The sequence below is a fragment of the Thalassococcus sp. S3 genome (assembly GCF_004216475.1).
Taxonomy (GTDB): domain Bacteria; phylum Pseudomonadota; class Alphaproteobacteria; order Rhodobacterales; family Rhodobacteraceae.
The window spans coordinates 1,614,746-1,630,051 of sequence record NZ_CP022303.1; the positions used below are offsets into that span (position 1 = coordinate 1,614,746).

9 protein-coding genes are annotated in these 15,306 nt (G+C 61.4%); 7 read left to right on the top strand and 2 right to left on the bottom strand.

Annotation, left to right across the window (positions count from 1 at the left end; genetic code table 11):
• Nucleotides 1-47: 47 nt before the first annotated feature.
• The 7 genes from CFI11_RS08050 (at nt 48) to CFI11_RS08080 (ending at nt 14,428) form a co-directional block, all read left to right on the top strand.
• On the top strand, nt 48-914 hold the full coding sequence (locus tag CFI11_RS08050) for a histidine decarboxylase, pyruvoyl type (RefSeq protein ID WP_217358761.1): 867 nt from the start codon (nt 48-50) through the stop codon (nt 912-914).
• 268 nt (nt 915-1,182) lie between these two features.
• Nucleotides 1,183-7,431 carry a LamG domain-containing protein gene (locus tag CFI11_RS08055; RefSeq protein ID WP_130404798.1) on the top strand — a complete coding sequence of 2,083 codons (6,249 nt, stop codon included), beginning with the start codon at nt 1,183-1,185 and terminating at the stop codon, nt 7,429-7,431.
• Nucleotides 7,431-7,988 carry a hypothetical protein gene (locus tag CFI11_RS08060; RefSeq protein WP_130404799.1) on the top strand — a complete coding sequence of 186 codons (558 nt, stop codon included), beginning with the start codon at nt 7,431-7,433 and terminating at the stop codon, nt 7,986-7,988. The genes CFI11_RS08055 and CFI11_RS08060 overlap by 1 nt, the downstream gene beginning before the upstream one ends.
• A gap of 16 nt (nt 7,989-8,004) precedes the next feature.
• Nucleotides 8,005-10,029: a hypothetical protein gene (locus CFI11_RS08065; RefSeq protein WP_174843488.1), complete on the top strand. Its 2,025-nt coding sequence runs from the start codon at nt 8,005-8,007 to the stop codon at nt 10,027-10,029.
• 171 nt (nt 10,030-10,200) lie between these two features.
• A complete protein-coding gene (locus CFI11_RS08070; RefSeq protein ID WP_130404801.1) occupies nt 10,201-11,169 on the top strand; it encodes a hypothetical protein in 969 nt (322 codons plus the stop codon).
• Nucleotides 11,163-12,734 carry an asparagine synthase C-terminal domain-containing protein gene (locus tag CFI11_RS08075; protein ID WP_130404803.1) on the top strand — a complete coding sequence of 524 codons (1,572 nt, stop codon included), beginning with the start codon at nt 11,163-11,165 and terminating at the stop codon, nt 12,732-12,734. Before CFI11_RS08070 ends, CFI11_RS08075 begins: the two co-directional genes overlap by 7 nt.
• Nucleotides 12,731-14,428: a glycosyltransferase family 4 protein gene (locus CFI11_RS08080; protein WP_130404805.1), complete on the top strand. Its 1,698-nt coding sequence runs from the start codon at nt 12,731-12,733 to the stop codon at nt 14,426-14,428. Before CFI11_RS08075 ends, CFI11_RS08080 begins: the two co-directional genes overlap by 4 nt.
• 135 nt (nt 14,429-14,563) lie before the next feature.
• On the opposite strand, the gene CFI11_RS08085 is transcribed toward CFI11_RS08080, so the two are convergent.
• Both CFI11_RS08085 and CFI11_RS08090 read right to left on the bottom strand, forming a co-directional pair.
• Nucleotides 14,564-14,908, bottom strand: a complete 345-nt coding sequence (locus tag CFI11_RS08085) for a RebB family R body protein (RefSeq protein ID WP_130404807.1) — start codon at nt 14,906-14,908, stop codon at nt 14,564-14,566.
• 46 nt (nt 14,909-14,954) lie between these two features.
• Nucleotides 14,955-15,275, bottom strand: coding sequence for a RebB family R body protein (locus CFI11_RS08090; protein WP_130404809.1), 321 nt, complete (start codon nt 15,273-15,275; stop codon nt 14,955-14,957).
• Between the last annotated feature and the right edge of the window lie 31 nt (nt 15,276-15,306).

The following is a 15,306-nucleotide window of genomic DNA, read 5'->3' on the forward strand; positions in this document are numbered from 1 at the left end:
CGGTGCCGCCAGGCATCGGCATGGGCCGAATGACAATAGGAAACGACATGAACATCAAAGATGTGGTTAACAACGCGATCGGCCCATTCCCGGACAATTGCGCGGGCTATATGAACCCGCCTGTGCAGGGCTTTGGATATATCGCCGCGCTCAAGCTTTCGATCGGGACCGTGGTCGCGGACATGGATGAGGGCCTGGATGGCATCGTCTCCTATGACCGCGCTGAATGCGAAGACGCCTATATCGGGCAGATCAACATGCTGACCGCATCCTCGTTTTGTGGTTTGAACGGGGCTGTCTGGGGATACGATCTGGCCCGGCACGACGATCTGGCTTCAAATCTGATCCAGCCGAAGATGACGTTGGAGCGTCATGACGGGGTCGTCGTTCCCATCATGCCGTTGGATCCGCTTCTGGATGCGGGGTACCGCCTCTTTGGCAACCGCGATCAACGTCGCTTCAATCCGTTGCCGGGCGCCATGGTGGTGTGTGCCAACAAATCCAGGACAATCAATCCGAAGGTGGAAACAACCGTGTGGTGCGCCTTGGCCATCGCCATTGCCGAGGATCGGTCGACCTCGGCGAACCTGTTCATCGAAGACGCCTCTGACACCGAAACCACCGGAGAAATGCCGCTGGAAGATCTGGAGCGCAACATCGTCCTGTCGATCCTGCGCTGTGGTCGGGATCAGGGCGTGCGGTACCGCGAGATCTTTATCGGATCGAAACAGTTGACGATCCCCCACGGAACGGTTGGCTGCGCCCTTGCCTGTGCGCCCTATGTCACCCTGCCACCCAGCGCGATCCCGGCCGGTTATACGCCCGGCGATCTGACCGACATGACCCTCAGCGAATGGGAAGCCCAGCTTGGCTTGTCCCCCCTGTCGCCCTATCCGGGCGCGCCCTTGCCTTAGCGGCACACCCATTTTGTGAGGCAGACGGGAGGGCTTGGGCCCTCCCGTTTGCTTTTCCGGGACCCGTTCGAAAAACGTGAACGTAAGAAAAGCGCAAAAGGACCGAATTAACCCATTTTTAACGTTTTGCTTACGCGGAGCAGAGCGAGATTTTGCGCCGGGATTGCGGCGCTGCGATTGGCTGATCCCACAACGAGTTTGAGCCCCTGGCGAAAGCCTTTGAAACCGGGCGGATTGGGAGAGTTGCGATGGCGCAGCGCAGCGGCACATGAGCCAGAAGTATACCAAGACAATCGAGTTCAACGGCGTTGCCATCACATTATTCCTGGATGACAGCGACCCCAACGACATCCGGATCTGCTATACGACGCATTCGGCGGAAAGCGACAACCCGTCGGCGGACAGCTCGTGGCGTGATCCGGTGCCGCTGGGTTTCCCGCGCGAGATTACGACCGCCGGACGTGAGGTGCTGACCGTCAAGATGGCGACCGCGGCGCCGACCGCGGATGCGGATTTCTGCGTGGTGAGCGACAACGCGTTTGTCTTTGTCTTCCGCATGGCAACCGACAGCACGATCTATTGCGACAAGTTCGTCTACGACGCCACCAACGGACGTCTGGTGAATGCCACGCAGGTCCGGTATCGCCGCAGCCGCAAGGCTGACATCCCGCTCGACCGGAAGGATACGTTTGGCCACAAGGACATGAACGATCGTCTGTTCCTTGAACCGACGGTTCAGCTTGGTTTTCTAAACAACGTCCTGCCGGGCCGCTTTACCGTCGCGATCCTGCCGACCGAGCTGACCGGCGAGACACGCTGGCAGTTCTTCATCCAGCGCAAGGATACGAACAAGCTGACCGGCTATTCCATTCTGCGGAGCCTCGACGGAGGTTTCAATCTGGATGACAGCCTGGATCCCGATACCGGTGAGGTCCTGCCCAGTGCGGAATTCAAGCTGGTCGATGCGACACAAGATCCGCTTTCGCTGAAAGCCCCGCCGGAGCTGGTCCGTTATGATCAGCAGGAGTGGCAGGAAGATGAATACGGCGCCGTCACCCTGCAGAAACGCGAAATGCGCGCGATGCTGGCCGTGCCGGTGGGCGACAAGCAGACACCCGCGCTTCTTGATTTCGGGATCGGTCGGGACGGTTTTCTGACGCAGGTCGGCGAAACGGTCGAAGTCAGCACGGAGGCCGTGCGCCAGTCAGCGTTGAGATTTGACCCGGGCATCGCGGCCGAGGTCACTCTTCCAGAGGTAAAAACGGGAAAGCAGCTGACCGTCGAGGCCTGGATCAAGCCCGCGATGGAGAGAGAGGGCGACGTGCAGATCCTGGTCAGCGCCGATGATGCTGATGTGCCGTTCACGCTGGGCCTGTCGGATGGCGTTCCCTATTTCGTCGGGCCGGGGGATGTGGCGGCCGCCGCCGATGAGCCGGTGAGCACGAAGGACTGGACCCATCTTTCGGCGGTCTGGAGCGGCGGTGCCGCGAAGATCGCGATCAACGGTCAGATCCACAAGGGCGGAACGGGCGACCGGGGATCGGTCCCGGATACCGGTCTGCGCATTGGCGGAAAGACCGGGTTCATGGGCGATCTCTGCGCGCTGCGTTTGTGGAAAACGGCGCGCACACAAGGGCAGATCCTGCGCGGCATGAACCATATGCCGAAGGCGGGTGATCCGGACTGGGATGATCTTGTCGGGTTTTGGCCGTGCAATGAACCGAACGATGCCACGCGTTTTACCACCCTGCTGAACGAGGCCCAGAGCGGCGCTGCGGCGGATGGTGTTCTGGAAAGCGCGAAATGGGTGTCGGCCACGGCGCCGGTGACGGTAACCGGGGCGCCGGTGTCGTTTGACGAAAACGGGCTGACGCTGTCGACGACCGTTTTGACCGACATATCCGCGGCCGGGCGGATCAATCTGCACGAGGGCGGAGATTCCCGTCTGCATCTTTATTACAGCGATCTGGCGACGCAGGCGGCCATGGCCACGCAGGCCTCGCCGGTTGTGGCGCGGGCGAGCTACGGCACGCCCTGGGTGGCGGAGGATCCGTTGGGTGGCCCGGCTGAACACGGCCAACTGAGCTTTGTGGCGCGCGTCGTCGGCCCGGTCATGGGCGACCTTGATCCCGACGCGCCCTTCGTTCTGATCAAGACCACGAAAGGCGATACCTGCGAGGTCACGCTGAAAAGCTATACCGGCTACAAGGAGGTCTGGCCCCAAGTGCCACGCCGCCTGTCGGATTTCGCGAGCATTCTTAACGGACGCGCAGCACAGCTGAGCGACGACCCAGCACAGGAGGACGAAGAAGGACCCGTTTACGATTACACACAGGTAAAGATTACTGCTGGGACGGGCCAGGATGGCCCGGCTCCGGCGGCGGGGAGCGGATCGTCTATCTTTTCCGTCCTAACCGGCCCGCTTCCCGCCAATGGTGCACCCGCTCTGGTGCAGAGTGTGACAAAGAGCAAACCGCCCATGCGTTTGCGGGCGGGCGCCGGCATGCGCTGGCTGCCCTATCCGCCGGTGCTGGGCATCGACATGAGCGATTTGGGTCAGTTGGTCGAGGTCGTATCGGCAAAGGATATGCCGGACTACGCCGGATCCCTTGAGATCCCGCGTGATCTGACCATCGAAGCCTGGCTTGCGCCCATCGCCTCGCCCGCTGATGACGTCCAGACCCTTTTTGCCTTCAACAAACCCGGCGCAAGCCCGGATCAATCGGTGGAATACCTGGTCGGCCTCGACAAGGACGGCGTGCCCTATGCGGGCAAGGGTCCCATCGTCAACGCGGCAGATCAGGCGATCCCGTTCGGGTCCGGATGGACCCATCTCGCGGCGTCCTTCCGCACGCAATACGGCATCCAGCTGGGAGGCGAGCGCTATCTGGACGCCGGTAACAACGAAAACACCAAGACCGCCGATGCGGTCACCCTGGAAAGCTGGATCAAGCTTGACAAGCTTGGTGGAAAACAGACCGTCATGGCCAAGACCGAGCCCAGCAACGGCACAAGCTGGGTTCTTGCCGTCGAGCCGGATGGCAAACTGGGCTTTACGGTAGAGCAGGCGACGCAAACCGGCTCTCACTCTCGCAAGATCACGTCATCGAGCGCCCTGAAGACCGGACAATGGCACCATGTCAGCGCGGTCTACGATGTTGAGTACACACGCGAAGTGGCCATCAGTTTCGACGCGGGCAATTATGTGAAATTGCCCGAGGTCGACAATCCGCCGGAAGACGGCGTGACGATCATGATGTGGGTGCGGCGGGCCGAGGCCGACAACAGCGCCCAGCAAAGCCTGTTCCGGTCGGTGGATCTGCCACGGGATCTGGCGTTCAGCCTGCTTCTGACCAATGGTGTCCTGCAATTCAACGCCATCCATGGCGGGCAGCAGCATCAGATCACGGCGCGGGATCAGCTGCGCCGGGCCGACTGGATCCATATCGCGGCGACCTATGATGCCAGCCGGGGCATTTCGCTGGTGGTGGACGGCGTCCCGGAACCGGCCACCCAAAGCCTGAGCTTTGGGGCAAGTGCGGCTGCGCGGGCGCGCTTTGGGAACGCTGCCGCGACCGCGTATAATTACACGGTCGGCGGTTTCACCACGCAAGAAACGTTTATCGGGACCATCAATGAGGTAAGCCTCTGGAACCGGGGGCTCACGCTTGACGAGGTGCGCCAGAAAATCCGCCGTCCCCTGGCCAGTACCGAGCGCGGCCTGGTCGGATACTGGAAGTTCAACGACCTTTTCGGAACCACGGTGACGGATATCGCGGGCACCGCCAATGGCGTGCTTGAGGGCGGCACCTTTATCCGCATCGACAAGGGCGCTTTTGCCCACAAGCTTTTCATCGACGGGCAGATGGAGGTGTTTGAGCGGGTCACCGACCCGATCGCGCTGTCCGAGGCGCGCGTCACGATGGGCTCGTCCTATTTCGACAACTATCTGCAAGGCATCATCTCGCAATCGCGGCTTTGGAATGTCGGCCAGATGAACTGGCAGATCGACTATTTCATGCGCCGCGAAATCCCGTCGAACGCGGATGGCCTGGTCTCGTCCTGGCTGTTCGACACGGGCAAGGGCGGCGTGGTTTTCGACAAGAAGAGCGACAATAACGGCCAGATCCGTGACGGACGAACCGATCTGACCGAGGATGTGGTCAACGGCATGTGGGTCGTGGCCGATTTCATGGCCGGGTGGAGCTTCTTCATCAACGGAACGCAGGTTGGAAGTGTCGATGCGGCATTGCCTGCCGGAGGGTATGGCAGCGCGCAGGCCAATATCGGGACATTCGCGCTGAACGGGGCTTATAGCCGCTTCTATACCGGTCAGATCTCGCAGCTGCGCGTCTGGTCCAGCCAGCGCAGCGGCCCGCAGGTGCGCGGCCCGATGCACACGCTGATGTCGCCCGGCGTGCCCAACCTTGCGGCGTTCTGGGGCTTTGACGAAGGGTCGGGCCTGCGGCTCGCGGATCTGACGGGCAATGGCAATAACGGTGAGTGGATCGGGAGCGCGGCCTCCCCTGACTGGATCCTGTCCGAAGTCCCCGTCGGCCTGGAGCCGCCACAAATCAGAAGTGCCGCGGGCGACATTGCCAAACCGCAGAACCTGAAAACGGATTACGCCCCCTCTGTCGGTCAATTCGGATCGACGCGCCGGGATGCGCGCGGCGATCTTTATGCAAGCCTGGTGCAAAGCACCTCGCTGATCGACAAGGCCAGCGGCACGCTGGTGCAAAGCGACGACTTCCAGCTTGGCGATCTGGTTCTGCAATTCGTGGGACAGGTCCAGATCGACCCGACGCTGATCGGCTATATCGAAGGCACGCCGCCGCTGCCGGCGGAAAACCTCAAGCTCTATCCGGGGGATCCGATCTCCTACATCGGTGCATCCACGCTGTTTCTGGATGAAACGAACATCAAATCCTATACCTACACGGCTTCGCGGAGTGTCGGCACCACCGTCGATGTCAATTTCCGGTTCGGCTTTGGCGCCGATGCCGAATTCAGCGTGGGCCTCGGCGCGCAGGCCAAGACCTATGAGATGAGCGGGTCGGCCGGGCTTGCGGTGCAGGCCAATTCGCAGGTCGACACAACGGGAGAGGGTGTCGCCACCGAAGAGCTGACCGTCATCGCGCAGAAATACATGGAGACGCGCGGCGGCTGGTACGACAACCCCTATGACATCGACATGGGTGTGGGGCAGATCTTTTACCCCGACAATATCGGCTACGCGCTGGTGCGTTCGGGTACGGCGGATCTTTTTGCGATGCGTCTTGCCGGCAGCGGGGGGCTCGTCGGGTATACCGCGCAGGCCAATCCCGACATTCCCGAAGACATGAATATCATCATGTTCAAAATCGACGACCAATACGTCAAGAACGGGACCCTGGATGGCTGGATCGGGTTCCAGCCCGACACCGCTTATCCCAACCTGCAACCGGGTGAGAAGGCCTCCTATTTCAAGCCGCTCGAAGCCTACGCCATCAAGGCCACGATCGATCGCGAGCAAAAGCAGCGGCAGGCCTATTTCGAAAACTTCGATGCCGAGGCCCTGGGCACCCAGGCCGATGTGCTGGAGCCCGATGCGGTCGATATCGCCGATACCGGGCAAAGCCTCGTGAACGCGCTGATCGGGGTGAAGGACAAAGCCGCGCTCAGCATCTATGAATGGCGCGAGAAGATGGCCCGCCGCAGCATGGTCAACACCTATGTGTGGACCGCCGAAGGGGGCCTTTATTCCGAGCAGCAGCAATTCATGGCGCTGCGGGAAGAGACCAGCGGCGGGTCTTACACCATGACTGCCCAGGCGGGGATCTTCACCGAATTTGCGATATCGCCGGGGCCGCTTTTCAACCTCGATGCCATGTTCGGCACCACCATCACCACGATGGCGCAGAAGACCGATCACGACTCGGCCCTCTTCTCGCTGCAGATCGATCTGATGGGGGATCAACGGTATATCGGCCTCGTCGAGGAGGATGAATACGGCGATTTGCTTTATACGCGAAAGCCGTCTCCCGGGAAGGTGCGCGGCTATCGGTTCATGAGCTTTTACCGCGCGCCGTCCAAGCAGAATTTCGAAGCCTTCAAGGATGGCATCGTCGACCGCGACTGGCTGATGGGGCAGGGCGACTATGCGGGCAAGTTCGATCCCGACGCGCTTGCCCTGCGCCAGGCGTTGAACAATCCCAACGAGGTTTGGCGGGTCATGCACCGGGTCACCTATGTGAACCGGACACCGCCCACGCAGCAAAACCAGGGGCAATCGCTGGCGCCGAACGTGCGCCGCCCGGATGACGAAAGCGTGGTGTCGAACCTGGTGATGATTGCCGAACTGCCGACCAATCTGACCGCCCCCAACCCGATGGCGCAGGTCAGCGCCGAAGCGGACAAGCTGTTGGCTGAGCTTGCAAAAAATCCGGTCTGGGGCGCGGACCTGGCGGAGAAATCCGCCGAGCACAAGGAGGACATCATGAAATACATGCGCTCATTCTACGGAATTGCGGGCTGATGGAGATCGTCGAAACCCTTGGGCGGGGCAGCCCCAATGACATGCGCGGACGCCTGAAAGACTGGCTGGGTGTCGCCGATGTCGAGATCAGCGATCAGGCTTTGGCCGCAATCGTCGGCAGCACCCGATTTGCCCAGAAACTGACCGTCGTCCGAGATCATCCGGACGCCGTGCGGCATCTTCTGGCCAATCCCCCAAGAGCGCCGCAATCCGCACTGGCGCATCTAAGCGATCCGAACACGGCGCCGCGCGCCAAGCCCGCGAAACCGCATTCGGTCGGTCGGTCGGCCCTGAAATGGGTGCGGGACGGCATGAAACGGGTCGATGACGAAACGCGAGAGCGTCGCTGGGCCGCCTGCATGGCCTGCCCGCATCTGCGCGACGGCGCGACAAGCCCGCTGCACAAGGCCACCGCGGCCATCGTGAACTCGGCCAAGGTCTGCGGTCTCTGCGGATGCAACGTGCGCGCAAAAGGCGGCCTGCCGCATGAGCGCTGCCCGGATGACCATCCCGAGACCCAAGGGCTGAGCCGGTGGTCCGAACCCAATGACATTTAACGAGAGGAGACTTGAGATGAGTGTAGACTATTGCGGGGACGGCTTCTGCGTCCCGGAAAAACCGAATATCGACGCCAGTTGCCACGCGCTGGGCCAGAAGGCCGGCAAGTGGATCATGTATCAGGTCAATGGCAAGACCTGCTACTGCATCTGCAGCTGTGTTGGCGAAGGCACAATGGTGACCGACGGTCATGGAGAAGAGATCCCCGTCGAAGCGATTGAACAGGGTCAGACCACGGTTCTGGCCGCCGGGCGCAGCCTTGAGTTCAAGCCAAAGATCGTCGAATCCATCGTCGGCACTGCCGTCGCGGAGACCGAGAACACGATCTATCTCAAATACATCCTCGATGGTGTCGAGATTGAGCGTGTCGTGACCATGGATCACCCGTTCCTGCTGGCCGATGGCAATCTGGTTGGCGCAGGCGTTCTTCAGCTCAAGGACCGTCTGGTTGACGACAACGGAAACGAGGTTGAAATCAAGGAGGTCCGCTGGGGCACCTATGTCGGCCAGTTCTTCGAATTCGCGACCAGCCTGGAAAAGCCCAACGCGGATCTGGAGGGCCATCTGGTTCTCACGGACGGGGTCGTGACGGGGGATTATGCCGTTTCGGTCTACGTCAATTTCCCGATTAACGCGGACGAAACCAAGGATCTTGCGGATAACGGTCGGCCCTTCATCGGCAGCGCCGAATGGCGCGAGAAGAACGGCATGGATCCAGCCAGCGGCAGCCTGGGTGTTCTGCGGCTTGCAAACGGCGTTTTCATTCCCGCGGAGCATTTTCACGTGGATGTGCCCGAACATGCCAGTGCGTTCCTGCCGGAATGGCAGGCAAATGCGCTGGAAAGGAAGGCCAAGAAGCTGCCGCTGTCGGATCAGTACCGGCTGGATATGTGCGAGTTCATTCTGAACAATCTCTTCGCCACCAACTATCCGGACATTCAGTTTGAGTTCAACTGGTACGACGACGATATCAATTCGTATTCCTGGGTCGATACGCTGAGCGGAGATCAGAAAGTCTATCTCTCGGGCGGTCTGGCGCGGGTCGAAGGGTTTGATATCGACGGGGTCACGCTGGCCATCGCGCACGAGGTCGGCCATCTGCTGGGCAAACCGCAATTCGAAGACGGCGTGACCTGCGAAGGGCAGGCAGACTGGTTCGGGGCCTCGATTGTCCTGAGATCGGTCTGGTTCGGGGTCGAGTATTTCTCGAAGCTGGATGAGGCGATTGCGCAGATGCGCACCCTTTACCGCTATCTTCGCAAGAAAGGCGACACGGTCGAAGACGAAGCCTTTGACGTCGATCATATGGGCCAGCCCTATCCATCGAACGAATGTCGTCTGAAGACATTCGAAGCGGCCAAGGTCTCGCCGACCGCACCTGAGTGCTCGCTCTGCGCGGAACCCGAGCCGCCTTATGACGATGACGAGGATGACGAAGATGAGGGTCTGCTGATCGACGACGGAAGCTGGCTTTTCGAGGCCGAGGAGGACCCGGAGACCGGGACCACCATGGCCAAGTTCACCGGCGTGCGTGATCGTCAGCGTCGCAAGAAACGGCGTCTGCCTGCGGCTGCGGAAGGTGAGGATCTGCTGGCCAAGATCTCCGGCGCACGTGACCGTCAGCGTCGCAAGAAGCATCGGTTCGAGGAAGAGGATGGCGGCGAGGATCTTCTAGCCAAGATCTCTGGCGCACGGGATCGCCAGCGCCGCAAGAAGCGGCGGTTTGAGGAAGAGGATGGCGGCGAGGATCTTCTGGCCAAGATCTCCGGCGCAAGGGACCGTCAGCGCCGCAAAAAGCGCCGCATGGAGGACGACGAAGGCGGCAATGTCGAAGGACCCTTTGCCAAGATCGCCGGCCCAAGGGACCGCCAGCGCAAGAAGAAATACCGTCTTGTGGAGGTCTTTGGAGAAGAGGACGGGTCGGAAGACGCGCTTCTTGGAAAAGGTGCGGGCGCTCGGGATCGCCAACGCAAGAAGAAAGGCGGGCGTCCGACCAAGAAGCTGGGCGGAAACGATCGTCAGCGGCGCAAGAAGCGTTAACGCAGAAGCGAAAGAGGCGGGGCGTTTGACGCGCCCCGTCCCTCCATCATTGAGGTTCAGCCGATGTCAGATCAACTCCCAATACCCCGCTGCCCTGCCGAGTTCTGCCTTGAGAACCGGCGGACCATTGGTGTCGTATGTCACGACCTAGGCTTGAAGCCCGGAAGACCGGTGTTGCTGAAAGTCGACGGGACAATCTGCATGTGCCCGTGCTCCGAAGGCAGCCTGGGCGCTGGTGTGATCGCGGGCGAAGGCGGGGTTCTCTTACCGACCCATCTGGCACAGGGGGCGCTGGTCATGGCCGCGGATCGCGATGGAAACGAGAGCCTGGCCGAGTTGGAACTTGTGCGCGAAGTGCCGGCCCCGCGTCAGGAGAACATGATTTACCTCAGCTACCGTGTCGGTGACCGGGACATTGAACAGGTCCTTGGAATGGACTGTCCGGTCAGGCTGAATACTGGCGAAATCATTCCTGCGGGCAGGCTGCAATTGTCGGATTGTCTTGTCGGTCGGGCGGGCCTCGACGTTCGGATCAACGATTTGCTTTGGGGCGCGTTCGAGGGGCAGGCCTTTGATATCGCAACCGGCATGTCGCGCCCCGACGCGCAGATGACCGGGCATTTTCTTGTGCGCGACGGCATCGTTGTGGGGGATCTTGCGATCCAGACCTACTTTGGGGACGTGCTTGCCGAAGCGCTCGACAAGCGAGCGCGTCCTCTTGTCGGAACCGCCGCCTGGGACGATCAGAACCGTGCCGATAGCCGCGGGCAAGACGTCGAGGACGTGATCGAGCTGCCCACGGGGCTGTTTTTTCCCGCCGCGTTTGTCACGACCGACATTCCACAAGGCGCATTGTCGGCCTTTTCCGCCAGGACATCCGAAGATGGTGACGTGCAGGCGGAGATCGAAGACCAGCACATCCTGCATCTGGTGGAACACGCAATCGAATTCGACCTCGCCCCGCGACATCCGACGGTGAATTTCGTGATGGATTGGTACGATCACGACGAGAATGCGTATCTCTGGCAGGACAGTCCACGCGACCGCCATTTGGTCGTCACCGGCGGTCTGGTGCGCCGAAAGGGTCTGGAGGTCGTTCAGATGATGGACGAACTGGTGGGGAGGCCGGACGAATGCTGAAATTCCGCATCAACAGCGACGACCTGTCAGAGCCGTGGCAACGCGCCGGACGGGCGCTTGTCGCCGGGGACAGCCGGGTCGTTCCGTTTCGGAACCCGATGTTGGAAAACATGCTGATCCAATCGCCCGGTCAGACCTGCATCGTGGTGCGCGAGCGGGGCCGAGTGCCGGCGCGGGACCGCGTTCTGTCTGCGTCGGGCTTTCACAAGGCGCTGGGCGCTTTGCGGCGCTGGCCTTTGGATATGCTCGTCCTTTTGATCGACCATAAGGCGCGCCGCGTCCGGTTGCGCAGCGGACGGGGCGGCAATGCGCCGGTCTTTCTGATGCCGTCCGACACCGCGCTGATCGGGGACTGGGATCCGCAATGTCTGCTGCCGGAGGTGACCGCCTTGCGGCCCGGTGCCGCGGCCTTGTTCCTGCGAAATTTCGACATGCCCTATGGGCCGCACACGCTGTTTGAGGGGCTGGAACTGGCCGTTGCGGACAGCATCGTCGATTGGAGCCCGGGCCAGCCGTTGCGTCATCTTTCAGCACCGGACTGGCCGCAGCCCAGGGCGACGGCACTGCGACCCGGCGGGGATCCGGTTGCCGTGGCGCTCGATATGCTGAAAGCGTCGATGGAGCGGATGATCCACCCCGATGTCTGCTATGGGTCGGAGCTGAGCGGGGGCCTCGATTCCGCGCTTGTATCGATCGTGGCGCAGGATCAGCTTGAGGGGCTTTTCACCTTCGGTTTGCGCTTGCCGGAGATGGACGGACAGTCAGAGCGGCGCTTGTCGATGATCGAGCGCTTTGGATTTGAGGATCATCTCTTCGATCTTGAAAAGGCTGTCCCGCTCGCTCCCAATTCCCCACGGTGGGAGGGGATCGGGTCGGTGCCCTGGGAAGAGACCTATGAAGAGGGGGTTGCCCATCTTCTGGGACAGGCGCGGGAGTTGGGTGTTTCGGCCATGTTCACGGGTTTTGGCGGAGATGAGCTCTGCGGCCTGCATCCGGGGGAGCCGCCGGTGCCCTCCCATCTCGCGCCGTTCGAACCGGCCGGAGAAGAGCGGATCGATGCGGACTTTCTGACCTCCGATGCGTTGTCTGCGATGCGGGGATATGCGCCGGAGACCGCCCCGCGCGCGGCCATCGAGGGATCGGCGCTGGAAACCGTGGCCTACGGGGCCGCGCTTTACATGCGGCATGGGATCTGGCCGATCCACCCCCTTTGCACTCCTGAACTGGCGCGGTTCTGTGCCGCCCTGCCTTGGGAATGGCGGGCCGGGCGCCGGATCGAACGCGAGATGTTGCGGCGGATCGGCTGCCCGGAAATCGTCGCAGGATCCCGTCGCGTGGACAGTTTCCTGCCGGCCCTTGCATCGGGCATGCGCAACGGCTCTTTCGCCCCCGTCCAGCGTCTGTTCGGAGGGGCGCGTCTGGCGCGGCTTGGGCTTGTCGACCGGGATCGGCTGCAACGGGATTTCGAAGACTGGCGCGCGTCCGGCTCTGACGAGGCGGTGCTGCCATTCTATAGCGCGGCCAGCCTGGAACTTGCGCTGCGCCAGACCGGTATCGCGCCATGACGGGGCCGTCGAAGCGGATCGGCCTTTTTGTCGATTTCCCGGAGCCTCAACAGGATCGCAACGGTGTCTTTGGCCGCGATATCGCGGTGGACGGTTTTTGCGAAGCCCTGGTTTCGCACGCACCCGCGTCGGAATTGTGCCTGTTCTACAACGGCCCGCTTTTGTCGCGCCGGACGGCGGATACCGCTCATCTAGAAGCGCTTGCAGGGCCGGATGTCACGCTGCGGTTTTCCGAGATGCGCGCGGCCAAGCGTGATTTCGGGTCCTTGGCGCTGACCCATTTTCACGACCCCGATGGCAATCTGAACATGGCGCACGATCTGCGCGCCCGGTATGGCCGCACACTCTTTCCCGTGACGGCCACGCCTCATGTCTTCAGCTATCCTTATCTCGCGCATGCCTGGATTCTTCGGATGTTGCTGCAACCGGGCTTGCCTTGCGATGCGATGGTCTGCCCGACCTGGTCGGCGCGTCAGACCTTTTTGAACATGATCGCATCTGTTTCCGATGCGCTGGCAGCCAGTCACGGGCTGAAGCTTTCGTTCGAGCCGCAGACGCCCGTGATCCCGATTGGCGTGGACACCGATCTGTTCCGGCCGCGCGACAAGAGCGTGGTCCGGCAAGAGCTGGGTCTGCCGGAGGACGGCGTGCTGATCGGCTGGATCGGTCGGATCTCGGCACTCGACAAGGCCGACCTGCTTCCTCTCCTCAATGTCTTTGCCAAGCTTCTGAGGTCGCACGGGGTCCAGCGGCCCAAGCTGATGATCGGCGGTTCCGGCCACTCTTTCGCGGAGATGTCGTTGCAGGCCCATATCCGAGCGCTGGGCATCGGGGAGCATGTGATGTTCCGCGAGGTTCCCACCGACATGCGCCACGTTTATCACGCGGCGGCGGACATTTTCGTCTCTCCCGCCGACAGCATTCAGGAAACTTTTGGCATCACGCCGGTCGAGGCGATGGCAAGCGGGGTTCCACAGGTCGTGTCGGATTGGGACGGCTATCGCGATACGGTGGTCGAAGGGGCAACGGGCTTTCGCATTCCAACAGCCATCGCCGGGTCCGACGATGCGCTCAGCGCCTCGTCGGGGCTTTATGACGGGATGGACATGTTCGATCATCTGAGCTTTGGCCAGCGTGTCGTCGTAGATCCCGATGCGATGCTGGCGCGGCTGGGCCAGTTGGTGGAGGATGCCGATCTACGCCGAAAGCTGGGGGATGTGTCCCGAAAGCGGGCGCTTGAGCGGTATAGCTGGAGAAGCATTATCGCGTCTTATTTCGACCTGTGGTCCGATCTTTCGGAAAGAGCCCGGATGACCGAATGGCATCGCCAGCCGGACTATGAGGGCCGTAACCTTTTTCCCATCTTTGGGCATTACGCGACGGAAACGCTGCCGCTGACCACACCCATCGCGTTGGACCCGCAGGCCGCGGAAGTACTGTCGGGAAAGGTGCCGTTGCCGGCGCATCTGAGTGTGACGGGGCTTTTGTCGCGGCCTGTCCTGGTCTCGGTGTTCTCGGTTCTTGCCGGACCTGGCATGACCCTTGGCGAGGCGGCAGAGCGTGTTTCCAAGACAACGGGCTGCGACGGTGAGACCTCAGTCGCGCATATCATGTGGCTGATGAAGATGGGATATGTCACCCGGCCCGGCATTTCTCAACTTGAAGCGTCGGAGGCGACATTGCGGCTGGCTTGAGTTCATCTGCCGTCAAAGAAGAATTGCGAATGCTGTGCACCGGCAGAAACCGGTGTGTCACACCCATCTTTGGGGGCGGGAATCGCAAACGGGGCGCCCGGAAAGGGCGCCCCGCGCTGTTGGTCGAGAGCGATCTCAGATGCCGCCCGACGGGGTCGAGGATTTGAACGCGTTGAGCACGGTCAGAAGGCTGGTCAGATTGTCGGCCACGCCGGTCTGTCCGATCTTTTCGGACGCGCCTGCGGCGGCCGTGGTGTCGAGGCTGTAGATCTGCATCACACCCTGATTGGCCGCGGCCTGGCTGAGCGTGTTCTGTTGCTGGGCCGAAGCGACCGCGTTCTCAAAGAGGATACCGGTCGAATGGGCCATGGTCTGATAGACCGTGCCCATCGCCATGGCGGGGGCTTCGCCCACGACCTTGACGTTCGATTGCGTCACCGCGTCGGTGATCTGGTCGTTCACTGCAGTTGGCCAAGTCATTTAGGATCTCCTTGTCTGGCACTGGGGTTAGGGACGGGGTTTGGACTTATTTGAACGCGTTCATCACGGTGAGCAGGCTGGTCAGATTGTCGGCGACACCCACCTGTGCCACCTTCTCGGACGCGCCGGCCACCGCTGTGGTGTCGAGGCTGTAGACCTGCATGACACCCTGGTTCGTGCTGGCCTGGGCCAGCGATGTCTGCTGCTGGTTGGCCGCGACGGCATTCTGAACCAGGATACCGGTCGACTGGCCCATGGTCTGAAAGACCGAGCCCATCGCTATCGCAGGCGCGTCGCCCACAACCTGAACATTGCTCTGGGTAACCGCGTCTGTGATTTGAGAGTTCACTCTCGTTGGCCAAGCCATGGCATATCTCCTTGTTGAGTGATCGGGGTAG

Coding starts and splice junctions, on each gene's coding strand:
- CFI11_RS08050 (WP_217358761.1), top strand. CDS start 48: ATGAACATCAAAGATGTGGTTAACAACGCGATCGGCCCATTCCCGGAC.
- CFI11_RS08055 (WP_130404798.1), top strand. CDS start 1,183: ATGAGCCAGAAGTATACCAAGACAATCGAGTTCAACGGCGTTGCCATC.
- CFI11_RS08060 (WP_130404799.1), top strand. CDS start 7,431: ATGGAGATCGTCGAAACCCTTGGGCGGGGCAGCCCCAATGACATGCGC.
- CFI11_RS08065 (WP_174843488.1), top strand. CDS start 8,005: ATGAGTGTAGACTATTGCGGGGACGGCTTCTGCGTCCCGGAAAAACCG.
- CFI11_RS08075 (WP_130404803.1), top strand. CDS start 11,163: ATGCTGAAATTCCGCATCAACAGCGACGACCTGTCAGAGCCGTGGCAA.
- CFI11_RS08080 (WP_130404805.1), top strand. CDS start 12,731: ATGACGGGGCCGTCGAAGCGGATCGGCCTTTTTGTCGATTTCCCGGAG.
- CFI11_RS08085 (WP_130404807.1), bottom strand. CDS start 14,908: ATGACTTGGCCAACTGCAGTGAACGACCAGATCACCGACGCGGTGACG.
- CFI11_RS08090 (WP_130404809.1), bottom strand. CDS start 15,275: ATGGCTTGGCCAACGAGAGTGAACTCTCAAATCACAGACGCGGTTACC.